At 61.6% G+C, this 20178-nt stretch carries 16 protein-coding genes, 1 tRNA gene and 1 pseudogene; 3 read left to right on the top strand and 15 right to left on the bottom strand.

The features are described 5' to 3' along the window. Nucleotides 1–112 precede the first annotated feature (112 nt). The 10 genes and pseudogenes from ACYQML_RS06435 to ACYQML_RS06390 all read right to left on the bottom strand — a co-directional run bounded on the left by ACYQML_RS06435 (nt 113) and on the right by ACYQML_RS06390 (nt 11147). Nucleotides 113–2086 (bottom strand): glycosyltransferase family 2 protein, encoded by a 1974-nt coding sequence (locus ACYQML_RS06435; RefSeq protein WP_461235038.1) that lies wholly within the window; start codon nt 2084–2086, stop codon nt 113–115. Nucleotides 2087–2094: 8 nt separating this feature from the next. Beyond that, nucleotides 2095–3300, bottom strand: a complete 1206-nt coding sequence (locus ACYQML_RS06430; protein ID WP_461235680.1) for a hypothetical protein — start codon at nt 3298–3300, stop codon at nt 2095–2097. Nucleotides 3301–3374: 74 nt separating this feature from the next. Continuing rightward, nucleotides 3375–4844 carry an HlyD family efflux transporter periplasmic adaptor subunit gene (locus ACYQML_RS06425; RefSeq protein WP_461235037.1) on the bottom strand — a complete coding sequence of 490 codons (1470 nt, stop codon included), beginning with the start codon at nt 4842–4844 and terminating at the stop codon, nt 3375–3377. A 908-nt stretch (nt 4845–5752) separates the two neighbouring features. Further along, complete coding sequence (locus ACYQML_RS06420) at nt 5753–6394, bottom strand: IS5 family transposase (RefSeq protein WP_419953433.1); 642 nt, start codon at nt 6392–6394, stop codon at nt 5753–5755. Continuing rightward, nucleotides 6316–6522 (bottom strand): annotated as a pseudogene (locus ACYQML_RS06415) (transposase); the annotation flags it as partial. The gene ACYQML_RS06420 and the pseudogene ACYQML_RS06415, both read right to left, overlap by 79 nt. Before the next feature lie 126 nt (nt 6523–6648). After that, entirely contained in the window at nt 6649–7281 is a 633-nt protein-coding gene (locus ACYQML_RS06410) for an SGNH/GDSL hydrolase family protein (RefSeq protein WP_419953426.1), read from the bottom strand. A 140-nt stretch (nt 7282–7421) separates the two neighbouring features. Beyond that, entirely contained in the window at nt 7422–8033 is a 612-nt protein-coding gene (locus ACYQML_RS06405) for a cysteine hydrolase family protein (protein ID WP_056428355.1), read from the bottom strand. Between the two features lie 1104 nt (nt 8034–9137). Further along, entirely contained in the window at nt 9138–9839 is a 702-nt protein-coding gene (gene ctrA / locus ACYQML_RS06400) for a response regulator transcription factor CtrA (RefSeq protein WP_056428356.1), read from the bottom strand. An 81-nt stretch (nt 9840–9920) separates the two neighbouring features. Next, complete coding sequence (locus tag ACYQML_RS06395; RefSeq protein WP_280136556.1) at nt 9921–10049, bottom strand: hypothetical protein; 129 nt, start codon at nt 10047–10049, stop codon at nt 9921–9923. 267 nt (nt 10050–10316) lie between these two features. Continuing rightward, nucleotides 10317–11147 (bottom strand): outer membrane protein, encoded by an 831-nt coding sequence (locus tag ACYQML_RS06390; RefSeq protein WP_056428359.1) that lies wholly within the window; start codon nt 11145–11147, stop codon nt 10317–10319. 201 nt (nt 11148–11348) lie between these two features. On the opposite strand from ACYQML_RS06390, the gene ACYQML_RS06385 reads away from it, so the two are divergent. Next, entirely contained in the window at nt 11349–11789 is a 441-nt protein-coding gene (locus ACYQML_RS06385; RefSeq protein WP_461235679.1) for a helix-turn-helix domain-containing protein, read from the top strand. A gap of 445 nt (nt 11790–12234) precedes the next feature. Here the strand turns inward: ACYQML_RS06385 and ACYQML_RS06380 are convergent, their stop codons facing one another. From ACYQML_RS06380 to ACYQML_RS06370, 3 genes are all read right to left on the bottom strand, one after another. Next, a complete protein-coding gene (locus ACYQML_RS06380) occupies nt 12235–12669 on the bottom strand; it encodes a site-specific integrase (protein WP_461235036.1) in 435 nt (144 codons plus the stop codon). Between the two features lie 164 nt (nt 12670–12833). Further along, entirely contained in the window at nt 12834–13322 is a 489-nt protein-coding gene (locus ACYQML_RS06375; protein WP_461235035.1) for a DUF6538 domain-containing protein, read from the bottom strand. Between the two features lie 209 nt (nt 13323–13531). Then, nucleotides 13532–13606: transfer RNA gene (locus tag ACYQML_RS06370), tRNA-Thr, on the bottom strand. A gap of 218 nt (nt 13607–13824) precedes the next feature. On the opposite strand from ACYQML_RS06370, the gene ACYQML_RS06365 reads away from it, so the two are divergent. Then, nucleotides 13825–14721, top strand: coding sequence for a GGDEF domain-containing response regulator (locus ACYQML_RS06365; RefSeq protein WP_207410917.1), 897 nt, complete (start codon nt 13825–13827; stop codon nt 14719–14721). 292 nt (nt 14722–15013) lie between these two features. Next, nucleotides 15014–15742, top strand: coding sequence for a response regulator transcription factor (locus tag ACYQML_RS06360; RefSeq protein WP_461235034.1), 729 nt, complete (start codon nt 15014–15016; stop codon nt 15740–15742). A gap of 412 nt (nt 15743–16154) precedes the next feature. Here ACYQML_RS06360 and ACYQML_RS06355 read toward each other — a convergent pair whose 3' ends face one another. Together ACYQML_RS06355 and ACYQML_RS06350 are read right to left on the bottom strand one after the other, a co-directional pair. Further along, a complete protein-coding gene (locus ACYQML_RS06355; RefSeq protein ID WP_461235678.1) occupies nt 16155–18257 on the bottom strand; it encodes a TonB-dependent siderophore receptor in 2103 nt (700 codons plus the stop codon). Nucleotides 18258–18796: 539 nt separating this feature from the next. Next, nucleotides 18797–20044 carry a DNA topoisomerase IB gene (locus tag ACYQML_RS06350; RefSeq protein ID WP_461235033.1) on the bottom strand — a complete coding sequence of 416 codons (1248 nt, stop codon included), beginning with the start codon at nt 20042–20044 and terminating at the stop codon, nt 18797–18799. Nucleotides 20045–20178: the final 134 nt, after the last annotated feature.

The raw sequence follows: 20178 nt of genomic DNA, 5'->3' as shown, positions 1-20178 counted from the left end.
AGCGCTGTCGAGGGGACAGGCACATCTCACCGCGGATGGATCGAGACGTCGATGCCAAAGCGACCTCGCAATAAGGGCTGTAATGCGCTCCCTGATCGCGTCAAATCCCGCGTCACGTCGCTCGGAAGCAGCGGGCGACGAGGCCCCGCAGAGCAAGTCGCAGGCTCGCCGTGCGCGCGATCGGGTCCACTGCCTGCGTGAATAGTCGCAAGATCAGGGTTCGGCGCTGCAGAGGGTTTGGCGCGAGGGCAACCGCATAGTTGCCCGCCTGCACCGCAAGAAAATTGGCTGGAACCCAGCCGGTGGGCTCGATCAGGACATCGAGGCCGTCGCCTACTGCGAAGGCGTGGCCCGGTGCGGTGAGACGCAGCCGGGCGGTCTCCATGCCGAGGGTCGCCAGAACCGCGTCGTAAGCGACCCCGCCCGACCTCACCCGCACGGGCTCTTCGATCCGGAACTCCTCCGCCCCGCGGGGACGCTCGAAGCAGACCAGAAAGGCGACGAAGCAGAACAGCATGGCGACGCCGGCCCAGATCAGGTTGAAATAGTCGAGGGATGAGATCTCGGTGGCCCCGGACGGGGAGACGAACGACCAGACGATCGCGCCGGCGGAGAGCAGGGTGATCGCTCCGAATCCTGCCGCCATGCGCCAACGCACCATGGACACCGAGCGATCGCCGCCCTTGTCGGTAACCTTGAACGGACGACCGAACGGCCGGATCGCGGCGGATGCCAGGGTGAGCGTGATGGCCAGGGCCGTCATGATGTGCGTGACCTCCATGAACAATGGGAGGGTGCGCCGTCCGGACACCCAGCTACTGTAGGTCCAGAGGGCGAAGAGCGTCGGCAGGCCGTAGCGCAGGAACGAGAGGTAGTCGGCCTGGAAGGCCGGCATATCGAAGAGCCAGTAGATCGACGGGGCCACCAGCATGAGCACGATGAACGGCTTGCACAGCCAGTTCAGCACTCCGTGGAAGTAGTGCAGCCGCTGCAGCAAGGTGTAATCGCCGCTGCGGAAGGGGCCGACCTTGAGCAGAGCAACCTGAATCGTGCCGAGGCACCAGCGCGTGCGCTGAGTGATGTATTCCGGTAGTCCCTCCGCCGACAACCCGGCACTAAGGCGCTCGTTGAGCCAATGGGTGCGATAACCGTGGCGCATCAGCGAGTAGGTGAGATTGATGTCCTCGCAGATCGCATCGTGCGGGAATCCCCCCATCTCCTCGACGCGGTCGCGCCGCACCAGGAACGAGGTGCCGACGCAGAAGGCGCAGCCCCAGGCATCCTTGGCTGGCTGGAACACGTCGAAGAAGATCCGCTGATCGTCGACCCAGGCCTCGGACGCCATCAGGTTGTGCTGGATGGGATCGGCGTTGAAGAAGAATTGCGGAGTCTGGACGACGGCCGCTCGTTCGTCATGGAAGAGGCCGACGGCGCGGCGCAGGATGTTGGGCGCTACCGCGAAATCCGCGTCGAGCACCAGGATGATCGGCGCGTTGGACCGGCTCGCGGTATGACGCAGGGCATTGTTCAGGTTGCCGGCCTTGGCACCGTGGTTGTCGGGCCGCGTGACGTAGTTCGCCCCGACCTCCTCGCAATAGGTCCGCAGCCAGTCGCGCCGGGTGTCGTCACAGACCCACACCGTGGCGTTCGGGTAATCCACCGCCAACGCCGGGATGATCGACTTCTCGACCACGTCCAGGGGCTCGTTGTAGGTGCAGATGAAGATGTCGACGGCGGGCCAAGCACCGCTCACCGAGAGCCGCGCCTCCTCGCGGTCGGCCTCGGCGGACCGGTCCTCGAAGCGGAATAGGATGACGATGGACATCAGCGTGTAGAGGATCGCCACCATCTCGAAGGCGAAGAACAGGTAGGGCCAGAGCATGTCGAGCCCCGGCTCGAAGCTTGGAAGGGTGTCGTGCCAGCGCCAGGCGGCGTAGCAGACGATGAACACGGCCGTGGTTAGGCCGAACAGAATGCGGGCGGCGGCGCTCGTGCGGTCGAGCAGGCCCGCCATGACGAGGAGCCCGATGAGAATACCGAGATCGATGGTGAGGACGGACAGGACGTCCTGAGGCGCTTCGAACATGGGCGGGGTTACTCCACGTTCCGTCCGGTGAAGGGATTCCAGCCCACGGCCGCGAGGATGCCCCAGGCGGTGGCGCCAAGATGCGGCCGGCGGAAGTAGAAGAAATCGGGCTCGGCACTGGCCGGACCGATGGCGATGCCGGTGGTGAGGCGGGCGACATCGGTGGCGAACAGGAAGCCGGATGGCGAGAGCTGCCCAGCGATGGTGGCGAGGAGGCGGTCGGCCTCGGCGCTTCGGCCGAGAAAACGGACGGTCAACGCGGCCTGGGCCGTGCCCTCGACCCAGAGGCCATCGAGGTCCTCGTTGAAATCGAAACCGCCTCGGATTGCGAGATGGCGTTCGGCGAAGTCGAGCGCCCTGCGCCAGATGTCGGGTGCATCGATCACCCCGATCAGGGGCCAGAGCTGCGTATCCAGGGCGATCTTGGCGATGGGCTGGAGCTTGCCGTCTGGCGTCGTGCCGAGACGAAACACCCCCGGATCGCGCGAGTAGACCGCGTCGAGGAAGCCCCGCGCCGTCGCCGCGATCCGAGCTTCCTCCGCTCCGCCGTCCAGACGATGAAGCCAGGCCGCGACCGCGTGGATGTCGAGGTTGTGCTCAGTAGATTTCCACATCAGGCGTGTCTGATGCGGATCGAAACCATCGACGCCGCCGGTATACCCTTCGGGAGACCGCGGATCGCCGGTCTGTCCAGCGATCCACCCCAGCATCCGTCGAGCGCCGGCGTGGTAACCGCCGTCGGGTGCCACTGCGTCTAGGTTGAGAAGGGCGAGGGCGGCCCAGGCGACGTTCCCGGTAGCAGTGCCATCCTGATAGGCGTCCTCGGCCCATAGATTCTGTCTCGCGTCCCACCACCCGGGCAAAGCCAACGAGCCGTCACCTACTGGACCGGCACGATAAGCATTGCGAATGCGGCCATCGGAGAAGCTGCGGTCCCGTGCCAGCGCGGCGAGGAGTGCGTCACCGATCCTGCGGGCCCGCCCAACCTCCCCACAGGCAATCAAAGCGATCGCCGCAACGGCATTGTCGTAGGTGAAGGCCGAACTCTTCAAGGGAGCGGGCAGTTCGGTCTCCTGCGGGCCCGGACGATAGCTCGACACAAAAACCGGTCCGGTTCCCGTCGTGTCGACGGCCTCAGATAGAGAGTGACACAGCGTTTCCGCCAACGACAAAGAGGCACGTTCGACTCTACCTGGCGAGGACTCCGCCTCCATTGGCCGGAGCGAGACCAGGAGCAGCGCTGCCACGGTCAGAGCCAGCACAGATCCGCCGCGCGGATGCGGCCGGGTCAATGGGTGTTCTCGGCGCTGTGCTGGCGCGGCGCGGATTGTGCCGTCTTACCGTTCGCAGGGGCGGTCGAACCTTTCGAGAACAGGTCTTTGACCCCATTCGCCACTGCATCTGCCGCCTGCGTGACGCCGTTCGCCACAGAGGCCCATGCCTGCTTCGCCGCCGGCGAGTTCACACCACGGCTCACGAGGTCGGAGGCTTGCACCGCCGTCCCATTGACGGTCGCGGCCAGAGAAGCCCAGGCCGCCTTGATCTCCGGCCCCGTAACCCCAGACGCAACCGCCTTCCAGGCCACAGAAGCCGATGGAACCCAACCGTTCTCCCGGGTAATCGTGACCCACTGGCCCACCGAACACGGCGTGGTGCGGCGCGCGGCCTCGGTGGGGGAAGCGGTCTTGTCCGAGTTAGGCAGCGTGTCGCGGTCCAGGCTTACGAGCACATACATCTCGCGCCGCTCGGTTTGAGGGAACGGCACCGCGTATTGCTGATCGGTCTTGTCGCTGGTCTTCGGCAGAATCTCACTGACCCACCCGCGCTCGGGAATGCTGCTGCCCGCCGCCGAAATTCGCACCGGCGTTCCAACTGCCAGTTCTTGTGCTTGGCGATAGGAGAAGATCCCGACAGCGAAGGATTGATCGCAATCGACCAAAGTCGCCACCGAGTCGCCTGGGTTGACGTGACGCCCTTCCGCAACACCGAGTCCGAGGACGACACCACCGTTCATGGCCCGCATCTCCGCATCGGCAAGGCTGTCGAGGCGCTTGCGTTCCGCGACGAGCAACGCCTCTTGCGCCTTCAGACTTGTGGAGAGTTGCGCCTCCTCGATAGCAAGCCGCTGGGCATCAAATGCAAGATCCCGCCGCTTCTGAGTCAGCACCGCCAGGCTATTGGACTGGTTGCCCACGAAGACGCTCTTCTTGACCGCACTGAGCTCCGCCAACTTCTGATTCAGCTTGGCCGTTTCTGCTTCCTTGTCGAAGCGAGCGGCTTCGAGCTTGTGCTGGGTCGGACGCAGGAGATCGAGGCTGGCGGTGTTGCGATCAACCATGGCCTGCTGGCGGTCGACCACCGCCTTGGTGGATTGACCCTCGGCATCTGCTGACCCCACGCGGGCGCGAGCTTCAGCCACTTCTCCGTCGAGCTTAGCGACAGTTTGTTCCACCTGACGCCTAATCTCGGCATCAAGAGCCGCTACGTAGGTCTCGTCGGACTCCCTCTTTTGCCGCGCCGCCAGGAGAGAGCCGCGCAACTCGTCAACTTTGCCATCGAGAGTAATCAGCGTCGTGCGGTCGATGCGAACGTTCTGAATGCGCGCCACCGGTGCTCCGGGGCCGAGGTGCTGCCCGATGGTGGCAGAGACCTTAGTCATCTCCCCGGCAATGGGCGCCGTCAGTAAGCTAATTGGCGCGTTGATGACGGCACGATCCGACTGATCAGCGAGGAGGGGCGGTAGGGTCGCCGTAGTCATCAGTAGGGCGAGGACGGTTGCGACCGAATATGCTGAGACTCGCACCATCCGTGTATGACTTGGTTTCTGGCCAACGAGGGACGCGGAGGCCGGCACGGGTCGCTGCATAGGACTCTCCTTAAGTAGAAAGCATGAGTGACAGGCACGCCAAGGATCCAAGCAAATCTATACTTGGCTCCAAGCGACTAATGGCACAGCGATCCAGGCGTCCAACATGGGCGCAGACGCAATCGCGGAGTATTAGATGTGGGTTAGGCCCGAATGCTGCCTGGCGTTGGCTCATTCGATGAATTTAAGATGGCTAATAGTAAATTAACCAAATGGCAACCTGCGGCTAACTGGCATGCTCAACAGAAGTTTAGCCGTTTTATTTAGAGGGCTATCACGCATGACTGTACGGCTGGATCAACGCCTCTGATAAGGCGGATGATCGCTAGTTCTACTGACTAATCTCGTTAACCCAAGGCAATAGCGCACTTTGTTGCAAATGCGCCCAATTAGTTGCATTATAAATCTATTAGGCGACCTGTCTCCGCGCCGCCTTTGTGCGCTGCGCCAGGATTTCGGCATCAGCGAATTATTCAACGGCATCGCAACAAAAACCGTTCCTTAACTAATTCATTCACTTTTCTGAAAATTTATGGCGCGAATTGCCTACGTAGTCCGACTTGCCGGTGGTGGCGCAATATGTGCTACGTGTACACTCTGTAGGCTGAAGATATGCTCTGAGCGCCCCAGCCTTTCCAGTTAACGTGCTGAGAACAAGGGCAATCCAACTCGGCAGTCAATTTTGCGGTCGCTGGTAGGGGCGGCATTTCGCCTATGCATCCGATCAATACGCGATGCGGCCAGAATGCGGTGTGGCAAGCTGTGCCTCACAGTGACGCTAGGTTGCGGAGTGAACTTCACTAGGTCGTGTGGACGGATTTGATGAGGATGAATGCGAGGGCGAGGGAGACGAACGCTGCGAAGCTCGCTCTGGTCTTCTCGCAGCGTAACGCGATGCGTTTGAAGCGTTTGAGCTTTCCGAAGGTCTGCTCGATGCGCGCCCTGGTCCGGTAGAGGGCTTTTGGAAAGAAGACGGGTCTCTTCTTGGCGTTGGCTTTGCAGGGAATGATCGGAGCGATGCCGCGGACGCGGGCGGCGGCGCGATTGCGCTTGCTGTCGTAGCCTTTGTCAGTGACGGCGGCGCGGGGCCTCACGTCGGACCCGAGATCCAGCAGCGTTTCGAACTGTGGGCTGTCACCGGCCTCTCCACCAGTCAGGACGAAGGCGAGGGGCAGGCCGGAAAAGTCGGTCTTGAGGTGGATCTTCGTCGAGAAACCGCCCCGCGAGCGGCCGAGCGCCTGATCCTGCTGCCCCCCTTTGCACCGGCCGCCGAGACGTGGGCCCGGACCACCGTCGAGTCGAACATCTGCACGAAGTCGGCGGTGGGGCTCAGTTCGGCCAGCGCCTCGAAGAAGGCATCGATCGTCCCGTTCTCGCGCAGTCGCCAGAACCGTTTCCAGATCGAATTCCAGTTCCCGAACTCGGCCGGCAGTGTCCGCCACGTCACGCTCTGCACCGTAAAATAATGCAGCGCTTCCAGAAACCTACGGTCGTCACGGCCCTTGTCGCCCCGTCGCGAGCGAACCGCGCGGAACACCTCCAGGGCGATCGTCCAATCCGCGTCCGTCATCCGTGTCAGCATGGGCAAGCCTCCCCAAAACCGACACTCTATGAATCATCGATCCGCCCGCTCGGAAAGCCTGCCGTCACTAATCCGTCCACACCGCCTAGCGATAGGGGCTTTGTGCATCCGCGGCTATCTGGCGAAGGCCCTGGCACCTTGCATCTCAGGACGCGCATGAAGAAAGGCTGCGATAGCCTTGGCAATCTTCTGCCCGCCTTTGACCGACGGCTCGATGGGGTTGGCAAAGTCAGCGTCCTCGTTGCACAGAACGCGCAGGTCGACCAGCGACAGCCCACGCGTGAAGGCCTCGCGCGTAATTACGTCATTCAGCAGCGCGAGGGCTGTCGTGATCAGCCGTCGTCGTTGAGGGTCTGGATAGCGTGGGTCGTAGATCGTGCAGAGTGCCGTGGGGCGTGCCGCCGCCAGGACCGTGTCCAGCATGGCGCTGTACGCGGTCTGAAAGCGTTCTCTTACCTCAGCCAACAGGTAGAGAGCCTCAGCTACTGATCGGGTGGGATGCTCGATCACACCGGACGCTCTCAGCGCGTCGTTACCACCCACACTCACCACGAGGTGGGTCGCGCTGTCTGGAAGCCGGCTCAGCTGGCGCGGCACGTCCGTGATCACGTGACCATCGACGGCCAGCAATGTGGACTGTGAGCCCTCGGGCAGAACTGTTCGCAGTTGCTCTACCACATCTGGCGCTCCGCCCACGTAAGCAGAGTTATCAAAAACAGAGTCGCCGAGCAGTACAACGTGCAGCATGGATGTCTCACCTGATATGCACATCTAGAATGTGAGGGCAGAGGAAGTATCAGGCCTATTGCGGCCAAGTCTTGCTATGGCCGATAAGCAAGATCGGAGAACGCATCGCATGGTCTCCGAGCTATCACGAGCCCGCTTCCTTACACCCACCCCCGAAGCAGGGTATCAGTCGTGACGGTCTCGACCTGCTGGCCATATCGGCCATGGTAGAGGGTGAGCATCGCATCATGCGCCTCGTCCGAAGAGCTGCAGAGCCCGTCTGTGACGACGACAATGCGGTAGCCGCGATCGACAGCGCCTAACACGGCACTAAGCACGCACACGTCCGTCTCACCACCTGTAACCACGAGCGTGTCGATGCCCCGCCCGCGCAAACGTTCGTGCAGGTCTGTGCCCAACCATGGCGAGTAGACGTGCTTGTCGATCATCTCGGCAGGCGGCACGAAACGGCTAAGCTCTGGGACAAGGTTGACCCTGTCTACTCCGAGGTGCGCAATCGTCATAGAAGTCCAGCGCTCGTAGTAGCGCTTCCACGTTCCTTCCCCATTGCCCGGCATTTGAGCTGGCACGAAACGAGTGAACAGGGTCTCTTTGGGATGAGCCTCGACGATCTGCACCACCTTCGGCAGAACGCGAGGCATCCAGGGCGTGCACCAATCGGTTTGCTCAGCGAACATACGCTGCATGTCGACACACAGATGCGCGCAGCTACGGCCGAGTGGTCCGAAACGAAGCTCGTCGGTTCCTACCATATTGCGCCCGTCAGAAGTTGTTTCTCTCTGTGGGCTATGCAAACGGGAAGGGCTGGAGGAGAGTTCCGCAGCAAGCATCGGTCAAGCTACTGTCGCACAGCAGCACGGACGCATGTACTAGCAAGTGGCTAAAGATCTCCTCGCAACACGCGATAGCAGTTCAGGTTGTTTTCGGTCAGCAGGCCTCGCTGAGGGGCACACGAAGGGCGTCTACTGGCTGAGAAAGGTCATAGGCGCATTGTCAGCGTCCTACCCTTCTCATGGTGCAGCCAATGCGTTGCGCCAGGCAGCAACTCGGTTCTCTCTTGCATGCATAGGTTAAGGCTCTCGGCCGCAGGCTTAGAGCTAGATGCGAATTGCCCCATATCCAGGGTAGGTGAGCGGATCGGCCTCAACTCCGGCACCCGTTCGATCACATCGGCATTGTCCCGCATCGGCGCCCTGATCATCTCGGCGTCAATGCCGCCCCGCCGATCGTAGGTTGCGTCGAGGAGCAATGCTGCTACCGACTAGTTAAAGCCTCAGGTGGCAGGATCGCCTGCTAAATTACTCCAAGCTCGTTCTTGGCGAAGGCGCGGTTGGGCCTCATCGTGCGAAGCGCGCCGCCACCCGCGCGTCGGTAACGCAGCCCCGAGGTGGGCAAGCGCCTCCATGAGGAGTTCGATCGTGGATCAAGCATGTTTACGAGCCACCACTCCGCTCCTTCCGCCCAGCGAGCGGGTCTTCTCCTCGTGGCCGGCAAAGCGCTCCTGCAGATCTTTTCCTCGATGGCGCGGACGTTTCCGTCGATGAAGACGAACTGCCGAACGGCCCCGTAGACTTTCACAGCAAACATTCGGTGTATCGAGTGCGCCAGCTTCGACCGGGCCGGTGACACCGAGGCCGATGCCAACGGAAGCTCGGGCAACTCACTCGTGCAGTGCTGCGAGTTTCCTACGGGCGATCATGGGCGGTGGATCTGCAACCATGGGCGAAACATCGGCCGCGCAGGCTCAACCGGAGTCAGCACAGTTCCCGGACCTGCTCGGCCCCATCGGGGGCCAGACGCAGCCGTTTGACGCGCAGCGGTTTTGAAGCCTGTTCACAAAACGCGGATGAGAGACCTTAACCGGCCAAAGCCTGCATCTCGGCTACGCCATCGTGGAGCACGTAGCCGCGTCCCCAGACGGTCTCGATGTAGTTCTTGCCGGAGGAAGCGTTCGCGAGCTTCTTGCGCAGCTTGCAGATGAAGACGTCGATGATCTTGAGCTCGGGCTCGTCCATGCCGCCATAGAGGTGGTTGAGGAACATCTCTTTCGTAAGGGTCGTGCCCTTGCGCAAAGCGAGGAGTTCAAGGATCTGGTACTCCTTGCCGGTGAGGTTCACCCGGTTGCCCGCAATGGCCACCATCTTCTCGTCGAGGTTCACCGTCAGGTCACCGGTGGTGATGACCGATTGGGCATGGCCCTTCGAGCGGCGGACGATCGCGTGGATGCGGGCGACGAGTTCGTCCTTATGGAACGGCTTTGTGAGGTAATCGTCGGCTCCGAAGCCAAGGCCCTTCACCTTGTCCTCGATGCTGGCCATGCCTGAGAGGATCAGGATCGGTGTCTTGACCTTCGCCACGCGCAGATTGCGGAGCACCTCGTAGCCCGACATGTCGGGAAGGGTGAGGTCGAGCAGGATGATGTCGTAGTCGTAGAGCTTGCCGAGGTCGATTCCTTCCTCGCCGAGATCCGTCGTATAGGTGTTGAAGCTCTCCGACTTGAGCATCAGTTCGATGCTCGCGGCGATCGAAGCGTCGTCCTCAATCAGCAGCACGCGCATGGGAAGATCCTCAAAAGATTGAGACTTCCTAACCGGACGTTGGCAACAAACCGTTAAGGTGCGGGAGAAAGACTCGCTTCTCTATGCAGGCACGGCTCGGCTGCGCACCAGGCCACGGACGGCTCGGAACGGAAGCGTCACAACCGTGAGGCAGGCGCCCAGCGCCAGGACCACGATGACCGACAGGATCGCCGTCAGGATTTTGATCATAGGCGCTTCACTCCGGCGTGCAGCGGCATAGGCTCCGCACCACAGCCACGATCCTCCTAAAGTTCGGCGAGAGTGTGTGCGAGCCAACCCAAGCCATCGCGATGCGCGCATCGGCCCTACTGGCCAGCCACATCCGCTCATCGGTATGACCGGGATTGATGCCCATACGAAAAACGCCCCAGGAGAAGCTCCTAGGGCGTCTGTTGGCCGAGCGGCCGGCTGGATCGGGCTGGGGATGCTCAGTCAGAGGATATAAGGCGAAGCGCCTTAGTAAGATCCGAACTTGTAGTTCAGGCCAGCGCGGACGACGGCGAACTCGCTCTCACGAGCGGTGACCGAACGGCTGAGCGTGAGAACGTTGGTGGCTGGGTTGAACACCGAGCGATTGCCGGCCCGGCCTTCGTTCTCGAGGTTCACGTACAGGCCTTCGACCTTCAGCGTTACTGCGGACGACTTGAAGAAGTTGAAGAACGAGTCGGTAGGCATCGCGTACTCGAAACCACCACCAGCGGTGTAGCCGGTGCGGAAGTCGTCGCCACCCGTGCCACCGTCGCCATAGGCAAAGCCGCCGGTGCCGTAGAACAGGACGCGATCGAACGCGTAGCCGAGGCGGCCGCGGACGGTGCCGAAGAAGTTCATCTCGTTGCCCGGGACGCGGACACCGACGGGGCTGTTGAGAGCGCCGGCGACAGGGCTGATGGTGCCGGTCACGGTGCGGCTCTTGTTGCCGAAGTCGGTGTACTGGGCGTCCGCCTCAACACCGACGACCACGCCCGAACCCGGGGTGAACTGGTAGTTGTAGCCGACCTGACCACCGCCGACGAAGCCTTCGAGATCGTTGCCGCCGTTGGTGGAGACGACCACCGGGGTGCGGGTGAAGGAGTTCAGCACCGAACCACCCGGCAGGGCGTAGCGGTCGCTGTTGCTGCCGGCGTCGAAGCCGTAACCGGCGTTGATACCGAAGTAGGCACCCGTCCAGGTGAACACCGGCACCGGCACGAAGACCGGGGGAGCGGCGCGACGCGGAAGGTCGGCGGCCGAAGCGGCGCCAGCGAGGAGAGCGGTGGCCGCAGTGGTGAGGAGAAGCTTCTTGAACATGGAAGTCGTTGGCCCGTGCGATGAATTTGAACGACACAGAGCCTCGAAAGCGTCAGCAGCGATAGTGCGATCTTGCAACACTGGGGATTTACAGCGTATCAGCCGAGTACCGATTCCCTATGTTGCAAAGACAAATACGCAGTGGCCCTCATATGGAATGCCATCATACTTAATCATTACTTAATATAGTGGGTGGCCACTGTGACTGTAAAATCCACGACAGACGTTGATCGTACCGTCGGCCTACGCATCGCAACGCTGCGAAAGGCGAAGGGATTGTCGCAGACTGAGCTAGGCCAGCACGTCGGCGTCACGTTTCAGCAGATCCAGAAATACGAAAAAGGAGCGAACCGCGTCAGCAGCAGCCGGCTGCAGCAGATCGCTCAGTTCCTCGAAGTGCCGATGTCTACCCTGTTCGGCGATCATGAAGCCGAGGAGCACAACAGTGCCTTCGGCTTCTTCCGCGAGGCCGGCGCTGTCGACCTGCTTCGTGCCTATGCCACCATCGAGAACGATCATTTGCGCTGCGACGTGCTGCAGCTCGTTCGTTCAGTGGTGGGCTTGAGGGCGAGGCAAACCCAAGGCGCGGAAGAACCTAGCCAGATTGTTTTGACAGGTGACAGGCCAAACTCTCACTCCTGATCGCCCTTGGCCTTCTCCTGCCCGATCTCCCCGTCGAGCATTTCCCAGCCCCGTTTCCAGGTGGCATGCTCCTCAGTGTCCAAGGGGTAAGGATTGGCGCTGCTTGGGTCGCCACGATCACGGGCGTGACGCCCTTCCTGGCTAACGGCTGAAGGCGATCGCTGAGGAAAAGACACGGTCGACCTCCTCGTCCGCCCCTACAGATCATCGTCCTGATTGGACACTGGCTTATCAGGCTGCGCATCGGTTTCGGCGGTTTTCGGATGCTCGTCCGGCCTTGGCGGCTTGGGTGCTGGAGATCCAGCTTCGGGCGTGGAGGAGTACACAGGCGGTCTGGGCCATAGCTCAGGCTCACAAGCTTCACGCCCATCGTGAATCGTTAGTCGGCGTTACGGCACTTGACCGTGCCGTAGCTCCTTGGGGCATTTGTTCCATAAGATCGGATTCAATCAGCCAATCGCATCGCCCTCAACGATTTCAGGTGAGTTTGCTGCATGATATCGAACTTTTGTTCAGGCAAATGCACGTTGCTATCTGGGTTTTGTTGCAGCAAACGCCTTACATCACGGGTTGTGGCCCATCCGAACACAGCTTTTACTGTAGATAAATCACTCCGGTTAATTGATCGCGCGGTGACGCCTTGCTTGTCGCGGCGATGAATTGCCCATTCATGAACGTCATCATCTGATAAGGAATTGACGTCACGGTCTCCGAAATATGAAGAAAGGAATCCAAATATGCAGCGATAGCGTTTGACTGTCGCAGGCTGAACTTCCTGTTTTGGCCCTGCCTCCCCGGCCCAAAAAATGTCGCTGATTGTAACAGACCGCCTTTTCACCCGACGACGAGCGCCGGTATCCCAAGGCAGGGAAGCGGGCAAGTGTCTTATCCAGACTATAATCCCCGCTCGCGTTTCGAAAGCCGCTGTCTGCAGCTTGGCGTGTTGCTCGACAAAGCTCCCGCATCAGAAGAACTCGACTGCTACATCCGTCACAAGCGATTTTTGCTGCAGAAGTGCGTCCGCTTGAGCTCCGAACGCGGCCTCTAGAGCGCTCTCCGCCGAAGTGGATGCCGGTTCGGCGAAAAAGAGCGCGGCAAACAGAGGCTTAGAGATGTGTCCCGACCCAACGTGGTCGGGCGCAGCTCTAGCGTCACCATCGGGATGGCACGGAGATCGTCGAACTTGGCCCACTCTGCCGGTGTTCCGGCATCCTCGAGAGTGCTTAGGAAGGCGTCGCGCAGGGTCTCGAAATTGATGTGATCCGTTTTGAGATCGCTCCCAACCCGATCGGCTTCCTCGGCCACTCTAAGGAGGTATCGACTTCTGTCGTCACCGAGACATTGCTTCACTGCGGCGTACATTTCGCCTGTCAGCGCCATCACTCCTCTATGCGTCAGCGGCTGTGGCCCGATCCAGACGGTTTCCCAATAGCGCTTGAGTTCGGCATCAGCCTCGCTGTGGCGTCGCTTCGCCTCCGCAACATCCTTGGTTCGGAGGGACACCTGGACCGCTGCGCCAGCAGTGACGGCCACAGGCTTTTCACCGATGTGAAGAATGACTCGCGCCCCTTCGATACGGGAGACAAATCCTGTGGAGGCCTTCGCCGCAGGTGACAGGCTCCCGTGCCGGGATCCTTCCGGGGACGCGCCATCTGAAGTGCCATGTGGGAGGCCGCCGCGTGAGACCCGGCCAGCCGCCATCTTTCAGACGGCGCAACCTATTGCGCTTGCACGCAAAAGCGTGGTGCCGGCGGAGAGGATTGAACTCCCGACCTTCGGTTTACAAAACCGCTGCACTACCGCTGTGCTACGCCGGCCCGACGCGTTAGCTACCAGTCGGAGGCGCGGCATTCAACCGGGGATGACGGAGCGTCGGTGATCCGCCTTGCGAAGGCCCTCCCGCAGGGGGCGATGCAGGGCATCCGCCTGCCGGGGCCTCGGATGGACTCATGTGGGCATGCCGTCTTGGCAACATGTTAATCTGTGGCTGCCATGCTGAAACACAGCGCTAGAAATCGGGCGAGTGACCAACGCCATGCACATTGTCATCGTCGACACGAGCCGTGTTGTCCTGAAGGTCGTCGCCGGACTTCTGGAACCGCAAGGCCATACGGTCGACGTCTTTACCGATTCTCAGGCAGCACTCGACTTCGTGACTTACACGACGACTGTGCGAGTCCTGATCACGAGCCTGGAAGTCCGCCCCTTGAGCGGGCTCGAACTGTGCTGGTCGGCGCGCCTGATCGCCGAGACCAATCGTCCGCTCTACGTGATCACCATGTCTTCGGCCCGTAACTCCCGCAATCTGGCCGAGGCCCTCGACAGCGGAGCGGACGATTTCATCGAGAAACCGCCCGGCGCCGAGGAACTGCATGCCCGCATGCGGGCCGCAGAACGGCTGACGACCATGCAAAGCGAGCTGATTCGCCTTGCCGAGACCGATCCGCTCACCGGTCTCCTCAATCGGCGCGCCTTCCTCCAGCGGGTGCGGGACGCTGCCGACCGCGTCGGCAACCACGGCGACATGTCGGCGATCCTGGTGGATATCGACCATTTCAAGCGCATCAACGACGAGTACGGCCACGATGTCGGCGATGCGGCGATCCAGAACGTCAGCAAAACTATCGCGGAGGAAGGCATCGTCGGGCGGCTCGGAGGCGAGGAGTTCGGCATCGTGCTTCCGCACCGGCCGGTGGCCGATGCCGAGGCTCTCGCGTCACGCCTGCGCCGCCTCGTCGAAGGCATGCGTATCCGTGGGGCACGCACGCCGATCCGGCTGACCTGCAGCTTCGGGGTCAGCCAATGGAGCGAGGGCGACACGATCGAGGCCATGATCAAGCGCGCCGACATCGCCCTCTACGAGGCCAAGACCACGGGCCGCAACCGGGTGATTTCCGCCGCCTCCGACCTCGTCCTCGCCCGGGCAGGCTGATCCCGGATCTCACTGCCCCCTACCGATGGGTCGGTGTCAGTGAGGCATGGAATGAGCCGATCCCATTTCGGACCGGGCTGTTCCTGATAGGGACAGGCGTGGTCGGTCGGCCAGCATGCATTCGCCCGCGTTAACCGAGATAAGGCGATTTTCGCGGCTGTTTTCGCGATATGCGTCCTTGTATTCATCGTGCGACGCGGAATCGCGACGAATAAACCGATGGAATGGGATTTGAACTGCTCTTGACCAGCCCGGGCGCGATGTATCGCGATGGGACAGAGGGGGGAGCGGCATGAACCAGGCCGTTGGAGTTTTGATCGTCGACGAACCCGTGGGGCTCGGGCCTGTCCTGAGGGCCTTCCTGGAGCATGAGCCCAGCCTGCATACGGTGAGCGAGGCCGATCTGCCGCTCGACGGTCCGGGAATCGAGAGCGTCGTCGCCCTGGTCTTCCTGCGAGAGAACGCAAGCGAGGCCGACCTCGCCCGGATCACCGCGCTGAAGAATCATCCGAGGCTTCGCGTGCTGGCGGCCTTCCAGAGCCTGCCCGCCGACACCCTGCGCCATCTGCTCGTGGCCGGTATCGATGCGGTGGTCGCCCAATCGGCGACCCCGCGGGAGATCAGCGCCACCATCGTCCGCCTGGCCCAGGCGGGCAAGGCGGACGTTTCGACCTCCAATGTCGAAACGTCCGATGCGGCGGATGCCGGGGAAGGGCTCACCCCCCGCGAGGCGGAAATCCTGCGGTTTCTCAGTGCCGGTTTCAGCAACAAGGAGGTGGCGCGACGCCTCAGCCTCAGCGTCCGCACCGTGGAGACGCATCGCCTTAACCTTCGTCGCAAGACCCAGACGGGCCGGCTGAAGGACCTCGTCTGCCTCGCACGGCAACTGGGTCTGGCCCCCGTCGTCGAAAGCGAGATGCCGCGCCAAGGCAAGGGCGACAAGGGCAAGTCCGAGAAAGGCAAAAGCGAGACCGGCCTGCACGGCCGCTCGACCATCATCGAAGCCATGGCGCGACACTGAGGAACCGTGACGGGACGGCTCGCCGCGTCGGCCGTACCCGCGCCCCCGAAGAAAATCCCGCCAGACGCAGGCAGGACCGGATTCGCCGAACGGGCGCTTTCGCGTCGATGCCAGCGGTACAAATCCGCCGTTGGGTGACCGCCTCCGGGAGCAGTCCGCTTTCAGCGTCGTTTATTTAATCGCAGTGGAACCCCCATCATCTCGAAACGCGGCGATCCCGAGGTGCTCCAATCGTTGCCGAGCTTCCATGCAGCCGAAGGTCCGCTTCCAGGCAGATTGGTGGAACTGATGGTAGGGCCGGGTTGGGTAGGTTTGCGACTGTCCTACCGCGAGTTTCTGGAACAGCGAAGCGCACATGGCCTGAGTTAACTGCGAGCCTCCGGCGAGGATCTTTACTCACCGGTGATTCACGTCAAAATCGGGCCGCGACACCGCCCATGATAGTGCGGGGTGTGCCTGGAGTGGCGTACCGGTTTTGCCAAGCGCGATCAAAATAGTGTGCGTCGAACAGGTTGTCGACGTTGAGGTAGACCCGCACCTGAGGCGTGATCCAGTAATACGAGATCAAGTTGAAGATCGTGTATTCCGGCAGGCGGAAGGTGGAAAGAGCGGTCCCAGCCACCCGCTGGCTGACATAGGTCATGCCGCCGCCAAGGCCGAGGCCGCGCAGATCGGCGTTCTGAAACTCGTACACGCTTTGTAGAGCGACGCTATCGGCCGGGATGTTCGCGATGCGTGTCCCGACGGCCAATGTGTTGTCGCGCGTGACAGCGGCATCGGCATGAGTGTAGGTGCCGAATACCCGCCAGCCGGGGGTCAAATAGCCCGCGACGGTCAGATCGAAACCACGGCTGCGTACCTCGCCAGCCGCAACACTGAAGTTCGAATCGCCTGGATCGACGGTGAGGACATTGGTCCTGCGGATGTCGAACACGGCGGCCGTAGCGCTCAGGCTTCCGTCGAGCAGGCTAAGCTTCGCTCCGGCCTCGTATCCCTCGCCCTGCTCGAAGGCAAAGGGGTTCCCGCTGCGGTCAGTGCCGGTGTTGGGGCGGAAAGAGCGACCATAATTGCCGTACAATGCGATTGCGTCGGTGAGATCGTAGACGAGGCCGAAACGCGGGGTCGCGACCGTCCCCTGCAGGCTGGTGGTGCGGCCAGTCCGATAATCGGTCGAGACGAGTCCGAGATCCTCCACGCGCACGCCGAGGAGGGCGTGAAGCCGCGGAGTTATATCGATCTGGTCCTGGATATAGCCTCCGTAGCTTTGAGTGTTTTGGAGGAAGTTGGTAATCGAGCCGAGCGGCGGCAGCGGAGATTGCCCGTAGCGAGGCGCGAGAAGGGCGAGGGTGAACGGATTGACGTTCACATTCGAGCGATCGAAGATCTCCCGGTAGCGATAGCTGTCGTACTCGAAGCCCATCAGCAGGGTGTGGCGGAAAGGTCCGGTCTCGAACTTGCCCGCGAGATTGAGCTGCAGGTTGAGATCCGACCAGCTCAAATCGCGGTGTTCGAAGGTGCGCCGCAGGGTGCGGCCGTCGCCCAGCACGTTCACAGCACCGACGCCGTTGCCGTAAAGCTGGCCGCCGAGCGCCTGCGCGCCCGCGCTCACCACCCAGTTCGAATCGAGCCGGTGCTCGATGCGGAGCTGCCCGAGCGCGTTGTCGTTGCGGACGGGCGGGATGCCGGGCTCGCCGATGAAGCGGCTGCGCGGCACCGCACGCAAGTTGCCGTTGATAGGCACGATACCCCGGTCGAAGGTCGCCGCGGTGCTCACCACCTCGCCCTCGAGCGTAATCGTGGTGTCGGCCGACGGCTTCCACGCGATTACGGGCGCGAGATAGTAACGGTCGCTATGCACGAAGTCTCGGAAGCTGCCGTTGTCCTCGACTGCACCTGTGACGCGGGCGAGCACGCGCCCCTCCTGATCGAGCGCACCGGTAGCATCGAAGGTGGTGCGTTTCTGATTGAAGCTTCCGAACTGTGTTCCGATGGCGAGAGAGCGTTCGGCCTGAGGCTGTTTGGTAACGATGTTGAAGGTGCCGCCTGGATCGCCACGACCATAGAGGAATGCCGAGGGGCCTTTCAGGACCTCAATCCGCTCGATCGAGACGACATCAGGCGAGTTTGGATAGCCACGGTTCATGGGGAAGCCGTTTCGATAGTACTCCCCCGTAGAGAAGCCGCGGATCGTAAATTCCGTCAGCCCGAGACCTGCGAAGTTATTCGCTCGGCCGACTCCGGCAAGATCGAGCGCCGCATCGACGCGGGTGGCGGCGACGTCCTTGAGGATCTGGTCTGGCACGACAACGACTGTTTGTGGCACCTCACGCAGGGGCGTGTCAGTGCGCGTTGCGCTGACACTGTTTCTGGCGAGGTAACCATCCACTTTGCTTGCCGGCCCGCCATTGCCGACCACTGATAATTCGTCGAGCTGCACTTCCTGAGAGGAGTCTGCCGCAAGCTGTGCTAAAGCGGAACTTGGCCCGAAACCGTTCAATGATCCGGATTGCGCCATAAAACCGATGGCAACCGAAGTAACCAGTGGAAAGATTTTTTTATTGTTTTTGAAAGATTTGGACACGAACAAAAGCTAGCCTGTTATGGTTTTTCGTCCGTTACAATTCAGAAACATATGGCGTCAAGCTTGATTTGCCCTGCGCGAGAAGTGACGTTTATAGGCATTTCAATCTGGATGCCAAAAAATCTAGAAGCATTATAAACTGAGACGCCCTTTTGACTATTTGTTGCACGGGGGTCACAGCACATCGACGCTATCTCATTGAAATTTACGCGACATTCGGTTGAATAAATGAGATTTTACCAAACAAAACTGGGAGCCTTTAGGTAAGATTATATGGGCTGTCCGAGATTTTGTATGGGGCAGCTGCCGTTTTCAATATAGACATGTCGCTTATGGCGCATGCGCAGCGGCAATCACGGTCGAGGCGAAACGTCTGCTTCGGGGCGTACCGTCAGAGTCCGCTTCCACCCATCGCGGACGTTCAGGGCGGGTACCGTCCGGTAGATTTCGGCCACGCGATGTCCGGTCCCGGCCTATGCCGTCGCCCGGGCCTCGGGCTTCACCGAGCCGGAACGTCGCTTGCGCGGCGTCACTTCGCCCGTCGCAGCCCCCATGGCCTTGGCCTTCGTCGAACTTTTGGCTTGCGTCGAACTTTTGCCTTGCGCCTTGGCCGGCACCTTCGTCTTGACCGAGACGGTGCCCTTCGCCTTTTCGAGACGCGCCCGCAGCAATCCGAGAACCGCAGCCTCTTCGGGCTTCAACCGTGCGATATCGTCCCGCAACTCGTCTTCCACCGCATCCGCCACCTGGATCAGCAACGCGCCCTCCAGATAACCGTCGAGGATTTCGGGGTGGATGTAGCATTTGCGGCAGATCGTCGGCGTGTTGCCGAGCCGCGCCGATACGCTCTCGATGGCCGCGCGCAGGTTCTTCTTGGCCTTGGCCTCGCTGTCGAACGCCTCGAATTCCTGCAGGGCCAGGGCGGCCAGCACCGTGCCGGCCCAGGTCCGGAAATCCTTGGCGGTGATCTCCTGCCCGGTGATCTCGCGAAGATAGGCGTTCACGTCGGCCGAGGTGACGTCGCGCGTCTCGCCCGCGTCGTCGATATACTGGAACAGTTCCTGGCCCGGCAGGTCCTGGCAGGATTTGACGATGCGGGCCACGCGCCGGTCCTTCACCGACAGGTTCCACATCTTGCCGCTCTTGCCCTTGAAGCGGAACGTCAGCTCCGTGCCAGCGACGGTCACATGGGGATCGCGCAGGGTGGTGAGGCCGTAGCTCTTGTTGGTGCGGGCATAATCGTCGTTGCCGACTCGGATGAGCGTCGTCTCCAGGAGATGGACGATGGTGGCGAGCACCTTCTCGCGGGACAACCCGCGGCGGCTCATATCCTCGTCCACCCGCGCCCGGATGGCGGGCAGGGCGTCGGCGAAGGCCATGATGTGCTCGAACTTGGTCGAGTCGCGCGCCTGCCGGAAATCGGGGTGATAGCGATATTGCTTCCGCCCTTTGGCGTCCCGTCCCGTGGCCTGGATATGGCCGTCGGCGCGGGGGCAGATCCAGACATCGGTATAGGCGGGCGGGACCGCGAGGGACCGGACCCGCTTCAGGATCTTCGGGTCGCGGACGGGCTTGCCCTTGGCATCGCGATAGGAGAACCCCATTCCGCTCCTGCGGCGCGTGAGCCCCGGACGGTCGGCATCCACATAGGTCAGGCCTGCCTCGATGGCCGCATCCCGCGGATCGGCGACAACGCCGTCCTCTTCGCGATCCATCGCCATCACCCGCCTCCCGTCGATCGTCAGGAACCGTCAACCGGCCGGGCACGGGCGGCGTTCCGAGCCGGACCGGCGGCGCGATGTCTCGCCGGGGGGATGCCTGACAAGCACGTCCTCGCTCATCCTGTCTCCCACTT

Source organism: Methylobacterium sp. CM6244 (assembly GCF_054817885.1).
The sequence above is the reverse complement of the archived record's forward strand: the minus strand, read 5'-3'. Positions and strand labels throughout refer to the sequence as shown.